Annotated in this window: 8 protein-coding genes; 1 reads left to right on the top strand and 7 read right to left on the bottom strand. The window is 72.6% G+C overall.

Going from position 1 to position 23,308, the window contains the following annotated elements; all coding sequences use genetic code 11:
- The first annotated feature begins 61 nt into the window (after nt 1-61).
- Nucleotides 62-1,141 carry a 3-deoxy-7-phosphoheptulonate synthase gene (locus tag HZ992_RS18070; protein WP_209383207.1) on the top strand — a complete coding sequence of 360 codons (1,080 nt, stop codon included), beginning with the start codon at nt 62-64 and terminating at the stop codon, nt 1,139-1,141.
- Here HZ992_RS18070 and HZ992_RS18065 read toward each other — a convergent pair.
- Genes HZ992_RS18065 through HZ992_RS18035 form a run of 7 tightly spaced genes read right to left on the bottom strand, consistent with a single transcriptional unit; the run spans nt 1,138 to nt 23,289 of the window.
- Entirely contained in the window at nt 1,138-2,223 is a 1,086-nt protein-coding gene (locus HZ992_RS18065) for a M12 family metallopeptidase (RefSeq protein WP_209383206.1), read from the bottom strand. The two genes, HZ992_RS18070 and HZ992_RS18065, sit on opposite strands and share 4 nt — an antisense overlap.
- 29 nt (nt 2,224-2,252) lie before the next feature.
- Nucleotides 2,253-5,732, bottom strand: coding sequence for a beta propeller repeat protein (locus HZ992_RS18060; RefSeq protein WP_209383205.1), 3,480 nt, complete (start codon nt 5,730-5,732; stop codon nt 2,253-2,255).
- Entirely contained in the window at nt 5,729-9,751 is a 4,023-nt protein-coding gene (locus tag HZ992_RS18055; RefSeq protein ID WP_209383204.1) for a hypothetical protein, read from the bottom strand. The genes HZ992_RS18060 and HZ992_RS18055 overlap by 4 nt, the downstream gene beginning before the upstream one ends.
- Nucleotides 9,748-10,773 carry a hypothetical protein gene (locus tag HZ992_RS18050; protein ID WP_209383203.1) on the bottom strand — a complete coding sequence of 342 codons (1,026 nt, stop codon included), beginning with the start codon at nt 10,771-10,773 and terminating at the stop codon, nt 9,748-9,750. Before HZ992_RS18050 ends, HZ992_RS18055 begins: the two co-directional genes overlap by 4 nt.
- Complete coding sequence (locus tag HZ992_RS18045) at nt 10,770-12,794, bottom strand: hypothetical protein (protein WP_209383202.1); 2,025 nt, start codon at nt 12,792-12,794, stop codon at nt 10,770-10,772. The genes HZ992_RS18050 and HZ992_RS18045 overlap by 4 nt, the downstream gene beginning before the upstream one ends.
- Nucleotides 12,794-22,654 carry a DUF6603 domain-containing protein gene (locus HZ992_RS18040; RefSeq protein ID WP_209383201.1) on the bottom strand — a complete coding sequence of 3,287 codons (9,861 nt, stop codon included), beginning with the start codon at nt 22,652-22,654 and terminating at the stop codon, nt 12,794-12,796. Before HZ992_RS18040 ends, HZ992_RS18045 begins: the two co-directional genes overlap by 1 nt.
- Nucleotides 22,651-23,289: a hypothetical protein gene (locus HZ992_RS18035; protein WP_209383200.1), complete on the bottom strand. Its 639-nt coding sequence runs from the start codon at nt 23,287-23,289 to the stop codon at nt 22,651-22,653. The genes HZ992_RS18040 and HZ992_RS18035 overlap by 4 nt, the downstream gene beginning before the upstream one ends.
- Nucleotides 23,290-23,308 lie beyond the last annotated feature (19 nt).

Raw genomic sequence — 23,308 nt, 5'->3', positions numbered from 1 at the left:
CGTTGCGCGTGGCGCAGAATCGCGCGTTCTCCGTCTGTTGACGGGCCTTGAACCCCATCCCATGAAGACCCTGGACACCACCCGCATCGACGACGTGCGCATCGGCGCCGTGCGACCGCTGATCAACCCGGCCCTGCTGCAGGAGCGCGTGCCGCTGCGCGACGACACGCTCGAACTCGTCGAGCGCAGCCGCCGCGCCATCGCCGACGTGCTGCACGGTCGCGACGACCGGCTGATCGTCGTCGTCGGGCCTTGCTCGATCCACGACCACGACCAGGCCATCGACTACGGCCGCCGCCTGAAGGCCGTCGCCGACGAACTGGCCGGCGACCTGCTGATCGTGATGCGCGCCTACTTCGAGAAGCCGCGCACCACCGTCGGCTGGAAGGGCTACATCAACGACCCGCACCTGGATGGCAGCTTCGCCATCAACGAAGGCCTGGAGATGGCGCGCCGGCTGCTGCTGGACCTGACCACGCTGGGGCTGCCGCTGGGCACCGAGTTCCTCGACCTGCTCAGCCCGCAGTACATCTCCGACCTGGTCGCCTGGGGGGCGATCGGCGCGCGCACGACGGAGAGCCAGAGCCACCGCCAGCTCGCCTCGGGCCTGAGCTGCCCGGTCGGCTTCAAGAACGGCACCGACGGCAGCATCAAGGTGGCGGCCGATGCCATCCTCGCTGCACGCGCGCCCCACGCCTTCATGGGCATGACGAAGATGGGCGTGGCGGCGATCTTCGAGACGCGCGGCAACGACGACTGCCATGTCATCCTGCGTGGCGGCAAGTCGCCCAACTACGACGCGGCGCATGTGGCCGCGGCTTGCGACACGCTGCGCAGCGCGGGGCTGCGCGAGCAGGTGATGATCGACGTCTCGCACGGCAACAGCAGCAAGCAGTACCGTAGGCAGATCGAGGTGGCGCAGGACGTGGCGGCGCAGATCGCTGCCGGCGAGCGCCGCATCACCGGCGTGATGATCGAGAGCCACCTCCAGGAAGGCCGGCAGGACCTGCAGCCCGGCGTGGCGCTGCAGCCCGGCGTGTCGATCACCGATGCCTGCATCGGCTTCGCCCAGACGGTGCCGGTGCTGCAGGGCCTGGCGCAGGCGGTGCGCGCGCGTCGCGCAGGCCAGCCTTCGGCTTAGGCGCGCTTCTTGATGCCGATGATGTAGTTGCCGGTGGCGGCCGGCGCCTTGTGCCGCACCGTCAACCAGTACTCACCGGGCTGCAGCTTGCGCACGATGCGCGCGTTCAGGCCGCGGCCGCGGTCGTCGTCCCAGCTCAGCACGGCGCCCGGGTCGCCCGGGCCGTGCAGCGTGAGCACGGTGTCTGTCGGGCCTTCGGTGCTCATGATGTGGGTGGCGGCGCTGGCCACGACGAAGTGGTAGCTGTCCACCTCGCCGGCCGTGGCCAGGTCGGCCGCGACGCGTGCGCCGCCGATCACCAGCTCCGTCTGGGCCGGTGCACGCTTCGGATACTGGCGCTTCATGAACTCGATGTCCGTTGCCGAGAACTCGGTGTTCCAGCCGATCGCGTAGGAGCCCAGGGTCAGCGAGTCGGGCACCGCGTACTCCATGATCGAGGTCGGGTCGAAGGCGCTGTGGTTGGTGCTGTCTTCCGTGTAGAGCTGGAAGATGTTGAAGTCCACGTCGTCCTTGTCCCAGCCCTGCTGCGCGTAGTAGGCGTACACCTTCGGCTTGTCCCACGGGATCTGCCCCTGCGCCGCCGGGTTCTGGTGCTCGTGGATCATGCCCAGCGCATGGCCGAACTCGTGGCGCACCACGCGCTGGTACTCGCGCAGCGAGGTGTCGGGCTCGAGCCAGCCGTAGTTCATGGTCGGCTTGGTGGAAGCGACCGTCAGCGCATCGGTGCCCACGGTCGACCAGGAGAAGCCCTTCTCCGCGAAGCTGATGCGGATCTGCGCGCTGCCGGTGGTGACGAACTCCAGCGTCAGGTTGGCCAGCGACTCCCACTCCTTCGCGACCGCCTGCACCTTGGCCTGCACGGCGGGTTGCCCGTCGAGGAACTTCACCTTCAGCGTGCGGCCGTTCTCCCACAGCTTCAGCCGTTCCACTGCGGCACGCGCGCGGCCGGGGCCGCTGCGCATCGGCGTGATGCGCAGGTTGTCGACACGCTCTTGGCTCGCCGCCTCGTCGCTGGACGAGCGCCCGGCGTCGCCCGTCAGGCCGGGTACGAAGGGCGAGCAGATCTTGCAGGTGTGGACCATGGTGGAGCTCCCGGGCAATGAAGCGCAGTTCAAGGGAACAGCCGCACTGAACGCACCGCGACGTTCGGGCTGGAAAGGGCGAGGTCGTGCAGCGTGGCCGGCTGCAGCGCGACGTCGGCACCGGCGCGGATCACTGCCACCAGCAGCAGCACGCGGTTGCGGCGCAGGCCGGACAGGTCGATGTCGAAGCTGGCCACGCCGCTGTGCAGCGGGTCGAGCGTCTGACCGGCGAGCGTGAGGCGGCGTGTCGCGTTGGTCGTTCCGACGAAGCTCCAGCCGGCGGCGAAGCTCTGGCTGCTGGCGCCGGTGGCCCCGTTGAGCACCTCGTTGACGGCGGCCGTCCAGGGCACCGGGTCGCTGAACCAGGTCGCGCTGTCGCTGAAGCTCGAGGCGCCCCGGGTGCGCGGGTCCAGCCACTTGAGCAGGGTGACGCGCACATCGGCGCCGTCGCGCGCGTCGAGGCCGCGGTGGTGCACCACGATGTCGACCTTGCACGCGCGCCGCGGCAGCGAGCACGAGGTGCGCCCGACGTCGCCTTCTTCCAGCGGCGGCGTGAAGTCGTGCAGGTCGGCCTCGGTGGGCGTGGCGCTTCCCCAGGGCTCGGCGCGGCCGTGCGGCAGCGCCATCGCGGCGTTCCAGTACGCCGTGCCGATGCTGACCGTGTTGGCCGCGGCCGGCGGCGAAGGCAGCAGCGGCGCACCGTGCTCGCGCAGCACCTCGTTGAAGTAGCTGTCCCACTGGCCGGTGGCGCGCACACGCGGGTCGTTCTTCAGCGAGCGCAGCGCGGCCTGGAAGCGGCGCAGCTTCTCGGCGTCGACGTTGGCGCCGCCACGCACCCAGGCCGGTGCGGCGGGAGCGGCAAGCGGCACGGGCGCGACACGCGGGCGCACGTCGGGGCTGCCGTGCCAGGAGCGCGGTGTGCTGCCGTCGCGGCGCAGCGGCACGGCGGGCGGCACGGTGGGCGTGCGGTAGCGCAGGTCGTCCTGGTGCGCCCGGACGTACGTGAGTTCGCCCACCTCGGTGCTGTCCAGGCGAAGCTCCCACACGCCGCGTGCCGCGATGGCCGCGCGCAGCAGGCGCAGCCCGCCGTCGTTGAGGATGGCGAGGTCTTCCACCGCGGCCTCGGGCAGGCCGTTCAGCCGCTTCTCCCAGTTCCACGACGGGAGCCCGCCGGCGAAGCTGCGGGTGCCCTTCCACACGCCGACCGTCGTGCCGACGTAGACCTCATCGGGGAAGGCCGCATCGCACACCACCGCCGTCACCGGTGCGCCCACGCCCTGCGCATGGTTGCGCAGGCCGGTGGGCATCCACACACCGGTGCCGTCGAACCACCACAGCGTGTCGACCGCGCTGTCGCTGGCCTTGCCGCTGGTGCCCAGGTACAGCGCTCCGAGCGTGCCGCGCGCCGTGCCGGGCGCGTCGAGGTTGACGGCCACCTCGGTCCACGCCACGGCATCGCGCATCGGGCCGAAGGCGAAGCTGCCGTCGTTCTTGTTGTTGACCGTCGCCGCGACGACCGTCTGCATCGCCCAGCTTCCCGGGCCGCCGCCGTTGTCGGAGCCGGCCGTGCGCGCATAGCGGGTCAGCAACTTCGGTGTCAGCACCCAGGCCACGTCGGGCGTCTGCCAGCGGCACACGGTGATCGCCTGGCCCAGGCTGTCCTGCACGAGATTGGCGGGCAGCGGGTCGGTGCCGGTGGGCAGCGTGACCCAGCTGGTGCCGAAGTTCTCGGTGTACCAGAGCCGGTGGGTGCCGAGGATGATTTGGCCGACGTTGGCGATGGCCGGCGCCGGGCTGCCGCGGCGGTGCGCGATGCCTGCCGGCATCGAGTAGAACGCGCTGGCGTCGAACTCGTTCTGCGCGAAGGTGCCGGCGCGGTCGAGCAGCTCGGTGCCGCTGAGCACACCGTCCGACGACGACCAGAAGCCCTGGAAGTGCTGGCGCATGAAGCGGTCGGGGCGCAGCGGGTCGAAGGCGATGCCGCCGCCATCGCCCAGGCCGACGAGCTTCCATACGCCGTTGGAGTGGCGCGTGATGACGGCGTTGTCCTGCAGTCCGGCGGCCACATGGCCTTCGCTGGCAGCGTGGTTGCCGAGGAAGTTGGACTCCGCCACCGTGATGCCGTGGTTGCGCGCGTAGAAGCCCACCATGCTGGTCGGCCGGTCGGAGCGGAACACACCGCCGTCGCAGCCCACCCACAGCCGCGCGCCGCCGTTGCTGTAGCGCAGGTCGTGCACGTCGGCATGCACGCCCACGCCGATCATCGTGAACGGGCTGGCGGCGCTGCCATAGGTGAAGCTGGCGCCGCTGGCGACCACGTCGGCGACGACGATCGCGCCGTTGCTGCTGACCACCGTGCCGTCGGGCAAGGTGGCGTCCATGAAGCTGCCGCCGAGCACGACACGTTCCGGGTGCGCAGGGTCCACGTCGATGGCGATGTCGTAGAAGCCTTGCGTTTTCAGGATGTCGGGCACGCCGGTGACCAGCGTCGCCACCGGTGTGCCGCCGCCCGCAGCGGCCACGCGGTAGAGCAGCGGCAAGGTGCCGTTGGGCCGGTCGTTGAGCACCCATACCAGGTCCGGCGGTGTCGACGCGGCCAGCGATGCGCGCCGGCCGAGCGTGCCCGCCGTGGCGATCTTGGTGAAGTTCACCTGGCCGTCGTCGCGCACCCACAGGCCGCCGCTGGGCCCGGTGCGCACCCACACCCACAGGCGCGCCGGGCGCGCGCCGTCGGCGGCGGTCCACAGCACGTCGGTGCAGGCATCGGCGAGCGTGTCGAACGGCGTACCGGCCGGGCGCACCCAGTCGACATCGGCCCCGGGGACCGCCGGGCGCTGGAACAGCCCGGTGCGCGTGGCCGCCACCACGGTGCTGCCGCCGGGCTCGCGCACGATGCGGAAGGCGGCGTTGCCGATCAGGTTCTTCGCCTCGCGCACCCAGGGGTCGGGACCGGCGGCCGCGGCGGGGCCCTGGCCGACCAGGATGCCGACGCCACCGAGCGAGGTACCCGGCTCCGCGTCCGGCTGGTTGGCCGGGTCGCCGGTGCCGACGAACACCAGATCGTCGGCCTCGGTGGCACCGAAGGCCACCTGGATCGCACCGCAGGCGTGCCGCTGCGCCGGGCGGTTGATGCCGCTGGTGTCGGTGGACGCCAGGCCGCCGAGCGAGGCCCAGGAGGCGCCGCCGTCACGCGAGTACCAGACACCGCCGTGCCCCGATACGGCATAGAGCCGCTCTCCGTCCGGGTGCACGGCCAGCGCGTTGATGCGCCCGCTGATGCGCGGGCCGCCCTCGGCCTGGCCGCCCACCACGGTGTGCGGCCCGAGCGGCTGCCACAGGTGCTCGCGTCCGTTCGCGGGGGCGCGCAGGCCCGGCGCGGCGGGGCGTGGGCGAGGCGCCTGCAGCGGGTTCAGTTCGAGCCGGCCGAGCGTGTTGAAGCGTGCGCGCTTCCCCGGCGCGTCCTCGGTCTCGTCGCCACCGGGCTGGCCCGGCCATTGGTAGCGGCTCACGCGTCGCCCCCTTCCACCATGGTGGGCGCGACGCGGATCCAGCCCTCGCGCAACTCGGCCGGGCTGTCGGGCAGCAGGGCCGTCTGCGTGGCGGCGAGGATGGCGTCGGTGCGCCAGGTGGCCGGCGTGTCGCGCCAGAGGAAGTTCTGGTCCTTGCCGAACACCGAGACCTTAGGCAGGCGCACCTGGCCCTCGGTGTCGAGGTCGGTCTCCACCAGCACCGGCCCGGTGCGCAACGAGGGCGCGATCGCTGCGAGCCCGGGGCCGACCCAGTCTCGTGCCAGCGCCAGCGCCTTGCGCGGCAGCACGCCGGAGGTCAGCGTGGCCTTGCCCGAGGGATGCATCAGGATCGTCAGCGTGACCGTCTGGCCGATGTGCAGCAGCAGCGTGTCGGCATCGTCGGTGCCGGCGATGTAGGGGTGCGTGATGGCGCTGGCCGGTGGCAGGCCGGCGCTCTTCTCGAACACGCCGAGCTGGCCGCGGCTGCGGCCGCCGTCCGCCGCGGTGGCGGCGATCACCTTGTCGACGAGGCGGACGCGCGAATAGTCGTCGTCGACGAAGAAGCCGAGCACGCCGTCGTCGCTGCGCGTGAGCTCGCCGATGCGCACCGGGAACGCATGCCGCGCCGCTTCCTGTTCGACCTGTGCCCACTCGGCGGCGCGCTGTGCGTCGCTCAGGTCCACGTCGACGGGCGCTCGCAGCTCCAGCCGCAGCTGCGCGCGAACCACCGCGATCGGCCGGCCGACCAGCCCGGCCACGTGCTCGCTGCCCAGCGAGGCGAAACTGTCCACCGTCCACAGCGTGGTGTCGATGGCGCGCAGCAGCGCGGAGAGCGCACTCTCGCGCGATGCGTCCAGCGGTGCGCCCTGGCGTGCGGCGGCGTCGGCGGCCACCAGCGCGGAGGCGAAGTCGCCCAGCGCCTTCTGCGCCGGCACCAGGCCGTGGTGCGGGCCGGCATCGGCCGGGCCTTCGCGGCCGGCGGCGATCTCCCACATCACGCCGCCGCTGACGGGTTCGTGCAGCAGCTCGCCGATCGGCGCACCGTCGATGCCGAACACCTCGAGGCTCTCGTCGAGGTGGTCGGGCATCACGAAGCCGGCCACCGGATTCACCTGCAGCGCGGCCTCGACCTGGTCGACGCGTGCCTCCGTGCCTTCGGCGCCCACCGGCGTGGCGGCGTCGACGAGGCGGAACAGCCAGCGCGAGGGCCGCAGCAGCCGTGGGCGCAATTGCAGTGCGCCGGGCCGCGCCGGCAGCGAAGCGCGCGTCGGCGTGGTCACGTTGGCCAGCGGCACGTCGAGCGTGCGGCCGAAAACGTCGAGCATGCGGGCGCGTGTCAACGTCACGCAGCCGGCCAGCAGCGCATGCGGCGGCGCCACCGGCGCGGGCTCGCTCACGCTGCCGGGTTCGCCGGGGCGGCGCAGGCCGTCGCTGACCGGCAGGCCGAGCAGCTGCGTGCGCAGGCCGTCGAGCGTGGCGGTCATCACGTCGAGATTGCGCACCGCCTCGTCGAGCGTGCGGTAGGCATCTTCGGTGTCTTCGTCGACGAGGCCGGCGTGCACCGCGTCGAGCGCGTCCTCCTTGGCCAGCCAGTCGGTGATGGCGTCGTGCAGCGTGGCCGCGGCACCGGCAGTGACCTGCGCACGTCCGCGCAGCGTGGCGGTGCCGCCTTCGATCGTCGTGCTCGTGGTGTCGAGGTCGAGTGCGCCGAGCGTCCAGGCCTGCAGCGTCGGCGGGTCCAGGCCCTCGACCGTGGCTTCCCACTCGATCCACATCGGCACCCAGGGCTGCGCCCAGGTGGTGACGCCGACGAGGTCGGGGTCGGCGCCCTGGTAGAGCGAGAACTTGCGCAGTTCGTCGGACACCAGCGTCTGCTGCTGGCGCACGCCGGGCTGCAGCGTCTGCCGCGCGGCCTGCGCGCGGCGCGCCTTCGGCGTCTTGGCGACGTTCGGGTTCAAGGCCACCGTGGTGCCGTCGTAGGTGCCGTCGTGGCCGAAACGCAGCACCGACTCGGCCTTCAGGCGATTCAGCAGCGTGGTGCGGCCGTTGCCCGGTGGCGCCAGCGCGGCGGCGATCCATTCGTCGTGGTACGGGTCGTGCAGCAGCGCCTCGCGGGCCAGAGTCAGTGCCTCCGTCGGGATGGCGCCGTTCCCCAGCGAGGTGATGAAGCGGTCCTTCGCGATCACGCCGGCGACTTCGGTCACCACATGAGTCGGCCAGCGGCAGGTGAGCTTGCCGTCGGCCGAGCCGCGGCCGTCGTTGCCGTGGCGCAGGCTGCGGCCGCCGCCGCGCAGCGCCACCATCGGCTCGGAGGGGAAGGTGAAGCGAGACGCCGGCCGCTGCACCACACGCGGCTCGGTGGCGGTGAGTACCTCGCCGACACGCGAGCGCGCCAGGTCGTTGATGAGGGCGGCGCTGGCCTTCACCAGCGTCGGCTTGCCCTTCGTCGCGAACAGCATGTCGGCCTGCACGCTCTGCGCCTGCGCGCCCGGTGCACCGCGCGGGGCCTTGCTGGCCACGGCGCTCTTGGCGGCCTGCGCCACTGCACGTTTGCGGCCAAGCCCCAAGCCGCCGACACCGCCGGTCTGCACCCGCTGCACGAAGCGGTCGGTGCCGGCGATGCCCGCAGGCAGCGATGCGAAGGCCACGGCGTGCTCATGCTCCTCGAGCTCCACGGCGCCGTCTGCCGCGCCGAGGCGATTCACCTTCTGCGCGGTGAAGGCCGCGAGCAGGCGCTCGGTGGCGCGCCGCTGGTCGGGCGTGGCCTGCGCAGCCGCGAAGGCGGCGAGCAGGTCGTCGTCGTGCAGGCCGAGCGCCACGCTCACACCGCCCGCGTCCGGCCGCCGGTCCAGCGTGGGCGAGCCGCTCACCGGCACGCCGTAGATCGCGCCGTGCAGCAGCGACGAGCGCAGCTGCCAGGGCGGCGCGACGTAGCGCTCGATCGCCTCGCTGGCGAAAGCCGACACCGCCACGTGCTCCTGCTTGGCGAGGAAGGTCTTGTCGATCGGCACGAAGGGCGTGCCCGCGGCGGCGGCGCGCAGGGCGGCAGTGGCCACCGGTCGGCTGCCGGACCAGCGGTCGGTGCTGGTCAGGCCGAGCGCGCGGCGCAGTTCGGCCTGCGCGGCGTCCTGTTGCTGTGAGCCCGCGGCATCGCCCCATTCGTAGAGCAACCGCCAGCGTTGGCGGTCGAGCAACTCGTGCAGGCTGTCCTTGCTGCGCGCCTTGTCCAGCGGGTCGAGCGCCGGGTCGCTCCACCAGCCGGCCACCACGTAGGCGGCGCAGTCCTCGTCCACGCCCTGCGGCGCAAGCGTGGCCAGGTCGGCGAGCGGGTCGTGGAAGGCGAAGCGGTTGAGTACCGCGTCGTACACGCCCGACCAGCTCACCGCGCCGCCCACGGTGCCGGTGAGCTGCTCGCGTTCGAGCGCGGCGCCGGCCGGCGTGGCGCTTTGCGAGGCGCTGCTGCCTTCGCTCCATGACGCGAGCGGCACGGCCACCGCACGATCGGCCTCGATCACCCACCCGGTGACGACGGGCATCGTGGCACCGCGCGGAAGCAGCAGGCGCAGCACCACCCAGCGGTCGGGCAGCGGCGGCAGGGCGAGGCGGTTGCTTGCGCCGTCCGTGGCCTGCTTGAAGCTGCCGCGCAGCAAGGCGTCGGGCATGGCCCAGTGAAGGTGCACGCCGGCCTCGCGCGGCACGCCGGCATCGAACGGGTCGGGCATGCCGTCCTCGGCGTTCAGAACGGTCTCGCCGTTGGGGCCGGCCACCAGCATCGGCAGGCGCACCATCGGCTCGGCGCTGCCGGCGGGCACGTAGAGCGCCTGCACGTCGATCGGCACCAGCAGCCGTTTCTCGCGGAGCAGGTACTTGTCCCAGGTGGCGATCTCGCCGAGGTCGAGCGCGGCGCGGTCGGCGGCCAGGAAGCGCTTGCCGCGCACCAGCGTGCGGATGGCGTCGGGGTCGAAGGCCGAGCGCGGTGCCGCCGCTTTCGATGCAACGGGCTTGCGCCGAGTGCTCATGGGTTCACCTTCGCCAGGCTGGTCGCGACCGTGCTCTTCCAGGTGGTCAGCGCGACCTTGGCCTTGAACTCGTCGAGCGCATAGAAACGTTTGCTCTCGGTCTGGTTCTCGGGGTCGCCGAACACCTGCCGGAAGGGGAAGCGCAGCATCTGCAGCGCGTACTCGTTGGGCTCGAGCGTGCCGCCGCTGTTCGGCGCCTTGGTGGCCAGCCGCGCGCGCAACGCGGCCATGTTGATCACGCCCGGCGCGTTGGGTCGGAAAGGCACGTCCACCGAGTTCGTCGAGGTGAAGCCGTTCTCGGGCGGCACCGGGTCGCCGGTGTTGCAGTCGCGCACCTTCACGCGGCGCTGGTTGGGCGGGCCGGCGGGGTCGATGCGCACGCCGAACTGGATGCCCTGGCGCGGCTCCTCGATGTGCACCACCGCGGGCACGCCGTCGAACAGCACCAGCAGCACCGCCGGCGCGAGGCGCTCCATGCGCAGCACCTTCATGCGGCTCGGGTCCGACTCGGCCGCGGTGGTCAGCGCGTCGTCGGCCACCACGTCGCGCGAATAGGCGCGCACGTGCAGGTTGGGCCATCCCGACACCGCGCGCGACCGAAGGATGAAGCCGGTGATGGTGCCGCTGCCGGCCTTGAGCAGCTCTTCGCCTTTCGGCTGGCGGATCGTGCGCTCGGCTTCGTCGACCTCGGCACGGATGTGCGGGTACACCGCCTCGAGCTGCGTGCGGTCGGCGCTGCTGATCGTGCCCACCGACAGCGCGCCCTGCACCAGTGCGTCGGTCCAGGCGCGGTCGATGTAGAAGAAGCGGATCGATTCGATCGGCAGCAGCTTCGCGTCGGGCACCAGGTAACTGAAGGGCACGCCGTGCAGCAGCCGCAGCCGCGCGAGGAAGCGGCGCAGCTCGCCGGGTACCACGTGCTCGCCGTCGTCGGGGTCGCGGTCGGTGACGATGTCGGCATAGTTCTGCGCCGCCGACACCGCGGCCTGGATCGCCACCTCGGCATTGATGAGGGCTTTCATGGCCTGTCCTCTTCGTCGTCATCCGCCGGCGCACCGGCGATCAGGGCATCGAGTGCGTCGGGCGGCGGTGCAGCGGCCCGCCCGCGCGCACCGCGGATCACCACGTCCGGCACGACGCCGGGCACCGCAGGCGCGGCCACGCCCAGCGTTCGCTGCAGCTCGCCCTGCAATGCAGCCTGCAGTGCCGTCACCACCAGCTTCTCGTTCGGTGCCTGGCCGGGTTGGAGCGCGACTGGCACGCTCGTCTGCTCCAGCGCCGAGAGCACGCCCACCGCATCGGCACGCTTGCGCAGCGCGGCAAGGTCGAAGCCCAGGCCGGTGGCGATGAGCTGGTCGAGGTCGCCGCTGACGCGCAGCGGCCGGCCCGGATCGGCCACTGGTCGGAGCGGGCCGATCATGCGGTCGGTGTTCTTCGACAGCACGTTCAGCACCTCCAGCGCGACGAAACGGCCCATGTCGACGCGCTCGCCAGCCAGGCCCGGCAGATCGAAGGGCAGCAACTGCGCCAGCACCTCGCGCACACGCCCGGCGCCGAACTGCTCGCCGCGGAAACGCAGAAGCGCCGACACGACGGACAGCTGCGAGAGCGCGAGCAGGCGGCCGATCTCGAAGGCGGCGGCCAGCGCCAGGTCTTCGCGGCCGTCGGGGATCACGCGGCGCAGCTGATCGGCCGAATGGGCGAGGGCGAGTGGTTCGTCTTTCGAGGTCGAGTCGCGCGCGGTCGGGAAGGGCACGCAGGGCCCGCGGTACCAGGCCTGCACCGGGTCACCGCGGCGCGTGCGGTGGCCGAGGCCGATGTGCCCGGTCTGCACCACCTCGGGCCGCGCGCCGGCGGCCGGTGTGTTGGGCGGCAACTCGGCCACGCTGCCGAGCAGGCCGACGTCCAGCTCCTGCATCAGCTTCTCGAAGGTGGCGCCCTCGTTGGTGGTGAACGACCAGTGCGCCAGCACCGGGAAGCGCAGCACCTTCTCGATCGCATAGGCCTCGATGGGGAAGCGGAAGCCCTGTGCCATGGTGTCGCGCACCAGTCGCTTGGCATCGGGGTCGAGCGCCACGGCGGCCACCTTCTGGGTGGCCGAGCTCCACTGCTTGCTGACAGCGGGCTGATCCATCTTCGCCGCGCCGTCGATGGAGACCACCGGCTTCGCCTGTGCCGCGCCGGCCGCAGCGAAGGCGGCGCCCGCCGCACCCGGCGGCCGCTGACCCTGCAGGCCGGCCGCGGCGGGCAGCACCACGTTGCCGAGCTGCGCATTGCCCAGCACATGCAGGTCGGGCCCGCCGCCCGGCGCGACGCTGGCGAGCACGCTCCAGTCCTGCGCGAGCGCGAACTCGAAGCTCGCCACCGGCGGCAGCGGCTTCGGCAGCGCTTCGAGCTGGCCTTCCAGGTTGACGAGGCAGGCCATGTAGCGCACCGCCTTGCCCGCCGCGTCGTCGAACACCGGCAGGCGGTTGGCCAGCACCACGGCGAGCCAGCCGTCGTCGTCGCCGTTGGCGAGTTCGGTGTCATTGACGTCGACCTCGCGCACGTGGGCGAGCAGCGGCAGGTCCTCCTGGCAGGGGAAGATCTTCTTCACCACCGTCTCGGTGACGGCGAGGTACAGGCCCTGCTCGACGTCCTTGTCGTCCGGGTCGAGCAGCGTGGTGCCCGCCGTCACGCAGTCGCGCGCCGCGGTGGCGGTGGACAGCGTGGCCTCGCCCTCGGCCACGACGACGAGCGCGAGCCACGGCGTCTCCGATGTCTGCACCAGCCCGGCCGGATTGCGCTCCCAGGGCAGGGTGCGGCGCTTCAGCACGATCTGCGGCAGCCTGTCGCCGAAGGCGCCTTCCGCATTCGCGGGCGGGAAGCTCGACAGGATCTGGTCGGTCGGCATCGTGTAGCGCGGGGCGGCAATCTGCACGTGCGTGTGCTCGGGCTCCACGTCGAAGGGCAGGTCGACCTGCTCGGTGACGAGCTCGTAGCGGCCGGCCGTGACCGGCGGCATCACGTTGCTGTGCAGGATGAAGTGGCCAGTCTTGGGCATCAGCGGCGTCCTCCGGTCTTGCCTGGCTTCGTGCGATCGGTCGCCGGCGCGGTCATGCGGGCTGCCTGCCGGCGCAGCAGCGCCGCCACGGCCACGCCACCCTGCGCGCGTGCCTTGGCGGTCGTGCGCTCGTCGCGGCTGCGCGTCGGCCCGATCCAGGCGAGGCGGCTCGGCGTGGCCACCTCGGTGGCGCTCGTCGTGGCGAAGGGCTGCAACGCGGCGTCGAGCCCGCGCGAGGAGACCAGCGCCACCGCGCCGGTGGCATCGAGCTCGGCGCTGGCCATCACGCCCACCAGCGACCAGCCGTCCTGGCTGGCGATCGTCACCACCACCGGCGCCTCGCCCTCGGGCACGACGTCGTAGGCGAGCACGCTGCGGTTGTCCATGGCCAGCAGCACCGGCGGCTTCTCGCGGCCGGCGCGGTCGAGCGCGCGGGTGGCGCCATCCAGGCCGAGCAGCAGCTGGCGGCCGTCGAGGTTGTCGCCTGCCGAGGCCGGGTCGTCGAGCACGACCACCACGGTGCGCGGCTTGCCGGCGAAGGTGGTGCTCAGCGTGCTGGTGCCGTGCGCGAGTTCGGCGCCGTTGACCCAACCGGCGTCGAGCCGCTCGCGGTGCAGCGCGAGGCGCTCGCCGTTGGCATGCACCACGCAGCCCGGGCCGATGGCGGTGGCGTGGCCGGCATAGGGCATCTGCAGCCCGGCAAACCAGCCCGCCAGGCCGATGCGGGAGGCACGCACCGCGCTGCCCTGGCCGATGGCGACGATTCGTTCGGTGCCGCGCGGCACCTCGAACGTGCTGGCGGGATGGCCGGGGCCGAGCAGCGTGTCGGCGAGACGCCGGCCGGCATGGCCGAGCATCACGACACGTGCGGGCGCGCCGGCCACGGCAAGCTTCGGCCGCTCGCCGTCGGGCAGTGCATCGGCGTGGGCGTTGGGCAGCTTCAGCACCACCGTCTGGCCGGCAGCCAGTGGCGCGCCGGCATCGGCGGCGCGGGCCGCGCGCGGATTCCGGCCCACCGTCAAGGCGGTGTTGAAGTCGGCCAGCGGCGCCGCGAGCGCCGCGCCAGCGCGCGAGACCAGTGCCGTCGCGCCATGCGCCACGGCGGTGGGCGGCACGCTCTGCGCGGCCACCAGCGTGCCGCTGCGCGCGATGCGTTCGTTGCGTGCCGTGGGCTGTGCCGGCGTGTCGGTGAGCACCAGCCGCGCGGCGACCGAGCGGCTGCGTTGCGCTTCCACGCCGGCGAGCGTCGGCGGCGCCGTGCGCCAGGCGCGCTCGGAGCCCTTCACCGTCGTCTTCGCCTTCGCTGCCACGGCGATGCCGACCGTCGCGCCGGAGAGCAGGCCCACGGCGATCGGTGCGTCGATGAAGTGGTCGTAGACCTTGGCGGGCGGCCGCTCCGCGATCTCGGGGATCGTTGTCTGGGTCGGCGTCTCGATGCCTTCGGTCAGCGTGCCCAGCCGGGGCGGTGCCTGGCGCTCGCCGCGCAATGCGGCCAGGGCGGTCGGCGTGGCACTGCTCTTGAGGAACTTCGCTGCCGCCGAGAAGGCCGTGGCGGTGTCGCCGGCCTGCGCGAGCAGGGTGGTGACGTCGTCGGCCAGCGTGCGCAGCGTCGCCACGTCGAGCGCGCTGCGCGTGAAGGGCAGCGGCAGGCGCTTGTTGATCTCGACCTGGTAGTACGGGATCTCCGGCCCGCCGCCCGAAGGCGTGGCGCGGCAGACGAGATCGAGTTCGCTGAGCGCCTCCAGCATCTCGGCCTTGGGCACCTGGCGGTTGTTGGCGTCCTGCGGCGGGCCCCACACGCCCACCGGGAAGCGGCCGAAGGGCCGCACCGTGTCGATGAAGGGGTAGGGCTGGGCCACGCCGCCGCGCATCCACGTCAGGCGGATGGTGGGCACCACGTCCGACCGCTCCATCGGCGCCACGCCGATCGCGCGGCTCGGCGCGTGCGTCGTGGTGGTGATGGCGGCCGGCGCGAGGATGCGGTGGATGCGCGTGGTCGGCACCGTGCTGGTGAAGGTCATCGAGAACTCGACCACCACCACGAAGGGCCGCGACGACGAGCCGTCGGGCGTCGAATCCTCGCCCTTGGCCGGCAGCGCGCCGGTGTTGGTCATCAGCGCATGCGGGCGCGCCTTGCCGCTGTCGGCGGCCTCCAGGTACTTGGTGATGAAGGCGTCGGCGCTGATCGGCTGCTTCTGCGCCTTCTCGGATCCGCCGAACTCGAAGGTCAGCTCGATCGGGCCGACCTCGAAGGTGACGCTGCCGCGGAACTCCGGCCCGAGCACGTGGATGCGCGCGCCCAGGCTCACCGAGATGGTGATCTCGCCGAAGATCCAGGTGTCGATCGTCACGCCCGCGGCGATGCGCGCATAGGCGCTGACGTCGTAGTGGAAGGGGTCGAAGAAGACGATGCCGTGGGCGCCGAACTTCACCTCCGCCCACGCCGGGCCGAAATGCGCCGAGGCCTCGAAATCGCCGCCGGCCATCAGCGCTTCGGAGGTCAGCGCGAAATAGCTGCCGGCCTTGATGACGATGTTGTCGCCGATGCTCCAGCGCAGGCCCAGGCGCGGCACCACCGGGTAGCCGTCGCGGTGGAAGTCCGGGTGGTAGCCGCCCATGCTGAGCACGAACTCGCCGGCCTTCTCGCCCTTGAACCAGATCACGTAGGCGAAGCCGCCGGTGAGCTTGATGTCCTGGTAGAGCAGCCAGGAGTTGTCGGTCAGCTGGCCCTGCACCCACAGCACGCCCTCGCTGCTGGAAAAGCGCACCAGCAGCGCGAGCTCGATCGACACCAGCGCCACCTGTGGCCGTGGCAGCGCCATGCGCGCCAGGCCGAGCAGGTTGATGTCCAGCCCGTCGCCCACCTGCACGCCGACCACCGCGATGCCGTCGACCAGCGCGAAGCTGTTGAACGACATGCCAGCGGCGAACCAGAAGGTGCCCTTCTGCATCGGGAAGTAGTTGCCCAATGCGCGCAGCTGCGTCATCGGGTCGCTGGGCGTGGCGGCGATGTCCAGTGCCTGGATCAGCGGGTAGTCGCCGAAGTTGGAGAGTTCGGTGGGCACGACCAGCCGGCGGTTGATGCCGAAGCCGCCGCCGATGCCGGTGAGGAAGAAGGCCGGCGGCCCGCCGATCGGCCCGTTGACCGCGCCGATGGCGAAGAAGGCGGTGAACTTCTGGCCGTTGCTCTCGCCCTCGCCGTAGCCGCCGTACACGGTCAGGCCATAGACCGCGAAGCGGCCGAGCAGCATGCCCAGGTACTCGATGCCCTGCGGCGTGGTCTGCTTGAGCAGCCCGCCGGCCAGCGACACGCCGGCCATGTCGGCCGACACCGCCAGGCCAGCGAGGTCGATCGCCCAGCTCGCCGGGTTGAAGAAGTCGTTGTTGCCGACGATGTAGGTGATCTGCAGGTCGTCGACCGCGCATGTCAGGCCGAACATCGACACCGAGCCGTCCATCAGCAGCGAGATGCGTTCCAGCCTGCCCTGCGGCATGGTCGCGCCGAAGCCGATCTGCTCGAGGTAGAGCGGGCCGAAGCCCTTCTGGATGGCGATCCACCACGGCCCGGTGCCGTCGCCCGCAGAGAGCGACACCTGCACCGCCCCGCCGTTGTGCGCCTGGATCGCCAGCGCCGGCGAGAACGCCGGCTTGGGCGGCGTCGGCCCGGTGTCGCGCATGATCCCTTGCGCGATGCCGTTCTCGCCCTGCGCGCCCGAGGCCGAGACGGCGAGGTTGGCAAACTGCAGTTGCACGCCGCCGCTCTTCGCGCCGCTACCGTCGATGGCCGCATAGACATGCAGCGCGATCGATTCCAGTGTGATGCCGGCGTCGAGCAGCGGGCCGGAGGATTTGCCCACGCGCAGGCCGAGGCCGTTGACCACCAGGCTGGGCGTGAAGCGCAGCGGCAGCGTGGTTGGCAGGAAGCCGACGAACAGGCCGCCGTCGTCGTTGTCGCGCGGCGAGATCCAGCGCACGTCGTTCTCGAGCCAGAGCATCACGTCGCCGCTGAGCAGTTCGAAGCGGTCGACTACGCCGACCTGCAGGCCGACGACATCGTCGACCTCTGTGAGGCTGAGCCGCAGGTCGGCGACGTCGAAGGACAGGCTGGCGCCGGCGAGGTTGACGAACAGCCGGTGCACGCGCTCGAGCAGCGTGGCCGGGTTGAACACGCCGGCGATCAGCTGCGTCGGATTCGGCACGTTGGCGAGCACCACGCCCTGCAGCAGGAAGCGCACGTCCTTGCCGCCGTTGCCCACATCGGTGTCGAGCAGGTCCTTGACCGCCTGCTGGGCCATCGCGACGGCCGCCACCAGGTCGGCCACCACCTCGACGATGCGCAGCGCCACCTGCGCCGGGTCGGCGGTGGCGACCGCGGTGGCCAGCGCGCCGTTGCTGGCGACGAGGTCGAACTGCGCACTGTCCAGCGTCCAGCGTGCGGCGAAGTGCTGCGTGGCGTTGGCCGACAGGCCGACCATCACGCGGCGCCCGCCCGCCGGGTTCAGGCCCGCGGCGAAACTCGCGAAGGGCCGCAGCATCACGCCGCCGGCGTCAATCGCGGCCGGGCCGATCGCGAGGCTCAGTTCGTCGAGCCCGGCGGCGCTGATCGCCAGCGTGGCCCCGAGCGTCTGGATGCCCGGCACCGCGATCGAGGGCGCAGACAGCGACACGCGGCCGGCCGACGGGTTCCAGGCCAGCGTGACACCTTCGACGGTGATGCTGATCTGATTGGACGATGCGGCGGCGCTCACGCCCGCGGGCAGGAAGTCGTCGACCAGCGGGGCGAGGGTGGCGAGGCCGGTGCTGACGATCGAGGGCACGGCGGCGGTGAGCGCGCCCACCGGGTTGGCGGCCCAGGCACGCAGCGCATCGGCGTCGAACTGCTTCGTCGGCGCACCCTTGCGCAGTGCCAGTGCATCGCCGACGGTGCGCACCAGATCCCCCGGCGTGCCGGCGATCTCGGCCAGGCGGTCGAGCAGGAAGGGCAGCGCCGCGGCGGCCGCGTCGGACAGCGAGCCGAGGCCGGCGAAGGGCAGCAATCGGATGTCGGCACCGGTGGCGGGGCGCAGGAAGACTTCGAGCCCCGCGTTGCCGACGCGCGCGTAGACCGCCTGCCGGCCGGGGGTGCCGCCATCGAGGCCGACAAACGTTTCGAGCCCGACGCTCGGCGCGCCGCTCGGCCCGACCGTGAGGCTCGCGCCGATGCCGCCGGAAAGGCGTGCGGTGACGCCGTTCGGCGCCGTCCAGCTGCTCGGGTCGACCTGCAGCGTGAGTCGTGCGCCAGGTCCGTCGGCGGCCACCGCGAGGCTGACGCCGCCGGCCAGCGCGAGCGGCGTGCCGTTGCCGCCCGGCAGCTCCATCAAGGGTCGCAACGCGTCGAACAGCGACTGGATCTTCACCGGGTTCGCGGCCAGCGAGCCGGCGCTGCGCAGCCATCCGGCCGGATCGCTGAGCAGGCCGGCGAGCGGGCGCAGCGCACGTTCGGCGTCGCTCGCCGCGCCGGAGAGCAGCCCCAGCGCATCCAGCATCGCGTCGATGACAGGGCGTGCGCTCGCATCGGCACGGCGCATCAGTTCGAGTGCGACATGGGCCGCCAGGCTCGGCGCCGATTGCGCCAGCATGCGCGCCAGGCCCGATGCATCCGGCGCGGGCCACAGCGCCACGGCATCGGTGCGGCCGCCGGGCTGGTGCCAGCGCAGGCTCACGCGCAGGGGGGCGAGGTCGAGCTGCACCTGCAGACCGCCCACCGTGGGCAGGGCGGCATCGGGGCCGATGCGCAACTGCCCGGTCAGCGCGTTCGGCGAGGCGCTCAGGTCCGCCTGCCAGCCGAAGCGGCCGGCCGTGCTGGAGCCGCCCTGCACGCGCACGCTGCGTGCCGGCAGGTCGACGCTCGCGCCCAGCGGGCCGAGCAGCGAGTCGACCGCTGCCGCGATGGCCGGGCCGGCGGAGGCGAGGCGCTGGCGCACCAGGCCGGCAGGGTCGTGGATGAGCTGGTCGACGGCATCGCCGACCACGCCACCGTTCGCGCCGGTGAGGCCGAGCGCCGCGAGCAGGTTGCTCAGCGCCAGCGAGGCCGTGCCGGTGAGATCGGCCGTGAGGCGCTGCACCGCGGTGGCGAGCAGCACGCGCGCCTCCGGCAGCACCGGCACGGCACCGGGCACGTTGCCCAGGGTGAGGGCTTCCCAGGACTGGCCGAACACGCGCGCGTCGTGCAGCACCAGCCGCGCCTCGCCCGCCGCGCTGCCGTCCAGCGGCAGCGTGAGGTCGGCCGACACGGCGCGAAGCTCGAGATCGGGGCTGGAGGCCAGCCAGCCGAGGCGGTCACCGAGGCGCAGCTGCACACGCAGCACGCGCGAGGTGTCGATGCCGCTGGCGAGATCGAAAGCGAACAACTGCAGCCGTGCACTGGCCTCGACCGCGACGGTGCCTGTGCTGTTGGGCGGCAGCACCCAGCGCAGCCCGGCGTGCACGCCGGTGGGCGGCGGCAGCGGCGTGTTGCGGGCATGGGCGCGTGTCGCCAGGCCGGCGGCGACGATGGCGGTGAGGGCCTGGCCCACCTGGCTGGCCGAGACTTCGCCGAACAGCGCGGTCACGGCGAGGCCGGCGCGCGGCGCCGCGGGCGGCACGCTGGCCGGGCGCAGTTCGGCGGCCGGATCGGCGAGCGCGGTCAGATCCATCATCGCCTGCACCAGCGCGCGGCCGAGGGCGAGGTCTTCGTCGTCCGCTTCCTCGGTGCGCGGCGGCATCAGGCGGTGCAGCAGACGCAGCGCGTCGGCGGTGGGCTGCACGCTCAAAGCGGTCAGCGAGACGGCCGACAGCGGTGTGCCCAGCAGCACGAGGTCGGTGACCTTCTCCTGTGCCTGCGCCGCCTCGCGCGCCGCGTGGCCCGCGCCGCCGACGGCGACCAGCGCGATGTCGCTGCTCACGTCGGCCAGCGCGTCGAGCACGCGCGCCAGCCGCGCTGCCTGCTCCGGCGTGCCGTCGGTGCTGCTGCCGCCAAGGCGGCAATCGCCACGCGTGCCGAGCGCGACGAACCAGTCGCCCGTGGCGGCGGCCGGTGCGGCGAACATGGCCGCGTCCAGGCCGACGGTGCTCAGGTCGACGAGCCGGCCGGCAGGCGCTTCGGGCCAGGCGCCGGCGCCGATCGCGACGAACACCGTGGTCGTCGGCACGCGGCCGGTGAGGTCTTCGAGGTCGAGTTGTTCGAGCAGCTGCGATGCGGCCAGCCCGATGCGGCGGATCTCGATGCCTGCCGGCGGCAGCAGCGGCGCGACGATGCGGCCGTCTCCGCCGGCCCAGCGCTGCGTCAGTGCGACGAGTCCCGCTTCGATGTCGCGGCCCTCGACCAATGCGCGCACGTCGGCGGCCACGCCAGCCTCGGCGCGCAGCGCGGCCTGCAGCGCCTGGGGCGACAGGCCCGGCGCACCGGGGTGCCAGGCCCGCAGGGCCTCGGGCGCGGAGAAGAGCACCGGCTCCAGGCCCTGCGGCGGGAACCAGATCGCGATGTTGGGCAGCGCCTCGGCGAGCGCGAGGCGGTAGGGGTCGTCCGGGTGGCCGGTGCCGCGCAGCACGCCGCGGTTGCCGCCGCTGCCCGCGAACAGGTCGGCCACCAGCGATAAGGCGCGTGCGCCGAGATCGCTCATCGCCAGTCGCGGCAGCCAGTCGCGCAGCGCCGCCTCCGGCGCAGCCACCAGTTGCGCCAGGCGCAGCCGCGCCGTGGAGCCGGCGTCGCCACCGGCCTGCGCCACCTCCGCGGCCCAGCCCAGCGCCTGCACCACGTCGCCGAGGAAACCGCCGATCAGGCCGCCCAGGTGGCCGACGAGTGCCTCCACGCCGTCCCAGGCTTCGGCCGGCAGCGTCACGCTGCCATCCGCCGCGATCACCGGCAGGCTCACCGGCAGCGTCCCGCCGCTGCTGTTCAGGGTCAGCGCCGGCGCACTCACGGCGCAGGCCAGGCCGCTCGACGGCGACCAGGCCAGGCGCAGCCCGACGTGCTCGGCGGTGAGGTCGATGCCGTCGCCGAGCACCAGGCGCGCCCGCGACGGATTGACGCCGCGCTCGCGCACCTTCAGCGTGGCCTCCACGCCGGGCAGCAGGCTGGCGCTGCGCGCCGTCAGGTCGATGCGTGCCAGCATGGCGGCCAGCCGTGTCTCGACCACGGTGCAGCGCTGGCCCAGCGTGTCGACGCTGGTGGCTCCGGCCACGCCGATGGTGAGCACCGAGCCGCTGGCCGCAAGCTCGAGTTGCAGCGGCCCGATGAGCGGCAGCCGCCAGGGCGCGCCCGGCGTGCCGTCGCCCAGCACGGTGGCTGCAGCCTGGCTCGCGTCGGCGAGCGCCCGGCGCAGTGCCTCGAGCACGGTATTCGCCGCTGCAGGCACGCCGACGAGTTGCTGCCAGTAGCCGCCGATGGTCGGCAGCGGGTCGGCCATCAGCGCGGGCAGCGTCACCGCGGTGATGCCGGCCGGCGCGTCGAGACCGATGAGCTGCCGCACCACGCCCAGCGAATCGCCCAGGCCGGCGAGCAGCTGATTGGCAATGTCGCCGACGGTGTCGAGGGCGGCATCCATCACCGCGTCGGGCGAGGTGAGGTCGAGCGTGGCGTAGTCGTGCGCGCCCAGCGTCACGCCGTCGGCGGCAAGCACGAAGTTCAACCGCCGTTCGCTGTCGAGCGCGAAGCCGATGCGCAGCGTGTCGGCACGGGCCGGCATCGGGCTGGTGATGTCGAGGATCGGGCTGGCCGCGCGGCCGGCAGCAGCCCACAGGCCCAGGCTCGGCAGCGCGAAGGCGGCCCCGGTGACGAGGTCGATGCGGCACAGTTCGGCACGCGCTTCGACGCGCGCGTCGTCGTTGCCGAGTTCGAGGCCGAGCGTGGGCGTGAGCCGCGTGTTGCCGCTGGGGCCGCTGTCCACGCGCAGGCCGAGCGTCAGCGTGGCATCGCCGAGATCGAACTCGACCGTGTCGCCCACGCGGGCGCCGCCGATCAGCGTGGCCAGGTGGGCGAGCCAGTCGCTGCGCGGGCCGGTCTGCGCGAGCAGGCCGCGCACCCAGTCGGCGATGGCGAGCACGCCGCGCGTGGGCAGCTCGGTGATCGGGAAGTCGGGCACCGCGTCGCCGTTCTTCAGGCCGAGCAGGCCGGCCAGCGCGGCGAGTTTCGGGTCGGCCGTCAGCGCATCGGCCTGGGCCTTGAGCAGCGACATCACCAGGTCGAGCAGGGCGTCGTCAAGCTCGTCGGCGCCGTCGGCCGACACGCGCACGTCGCGCGGCGAGGGTGCGCCGGGCAGTTGCAGGCCGGTGAGCGCCAGGCCGAACACCGGGCCCTTGGTGTCGCCGGGCGAGGTGGGCAGGTCGACGTCGATGCCGATGCCGCCCAGCCGCGCCTGGCCCGGCACCGGCGGCGAGTCATCGACGGTGATGGACGTGCCGATGCGGATGCGCCCGCCGGCCGAGCCGAGCAGCAGCGGCTGGCTCACGCTCGGCCCGCCGTTCTTGTGCGCGCGGAACAGCGGCACCGCCAGCGTGGTGGCCGAGGCCGGGTCGGTGGTGCTGAAGCGAAGGCCCAGGCCGATGTGCAGCCCGTCGGGCTGGCTCTCGTCGACGGTGACGGCCACGCTCATCGGCGGGTCGGCCAGGTCGACGATGGGCAGCCACACCACGCCGGCTTCGGTGCTGCGGTCGGCGCCGCCCATGGCATCGTCGACGAAGGCGATCAGCGCGTCGCGCTGCGCCGGGTCGGCGAGCATGTTCTTCAGGAAGTCCTCGGGCCGCGCGAACCAGCCCTGGTTGGGGCTGCCGTCGGCCTCGAAGATGCCCAGTGCCTTGGCCAGGTTGCCCAGGACGCCGAGGTCGCCCGCGCCGAAGCTCATGCCCGGCTCCCGAGCTTGGTGCCGCTCTTGAGCGTGCTCGACCCGGCGAAGCGGTGCCGCGCCATCGGCACGATCTCGATGCCGCGGCCGGTCACCGCGATCTCCACCGGCACGAGCAGGTTGCCGCGCTGGTCCTTGCCGGTGGCCGCGGCGATGCCGGTGACCAGGCCCAGCACGCATTGCCATCCGAACGCGACCAGGGCATCGCCCCAGGTGGACACGATGATGTCGGGCCCGTTCGGGCGGCGCGGGGCGGCAGCGTACAAGCCGGCCGGCTGCTGCGGCGAGCCGACCGCGAAGAGCAGCTCGATCGATGCCGGCCCGGTCTGGTCGCAGCGCACCGGGATGCCGATGCGGATGAGGCCGGTGGACAGCTTCACGTCCACCTCGGTGAACATCACCGCCAGTTCGTTCTCGCCCTCGACCCAGACAACCTCGTTGCGCTTGCTGGGCCGGAAGAAGCCCGCCGCGCGGCGCGCCGCCACGCGCACGAGCTCGGTGCTGCGGCCGGCCTCGATGAACACCGGCTTGAAGACCTCGCCCTCGGCCATCGGCCGGGTGGCGGCGGGCAGGCGCTGCGCGTGGCGCTCGGCCTCGACGAAGCGGGCGAATTCGGGGCGACGGTGTTCTGCCATGGACGGCATTCCTGAGGGC

It is taken from the genome of Rhizobacter sp. AJA081-3 (assembly GCF_017795745.1).
Taxonomy (GTDB): Bacteria; Pseudomonadota; Gammaproteobacteria; order Burkholderiales; family Burkholderiaceae_C; genus Piscinibacter.
This window is presented reverse-complemented; position numbering and strand designations above follow the sequence as displayed.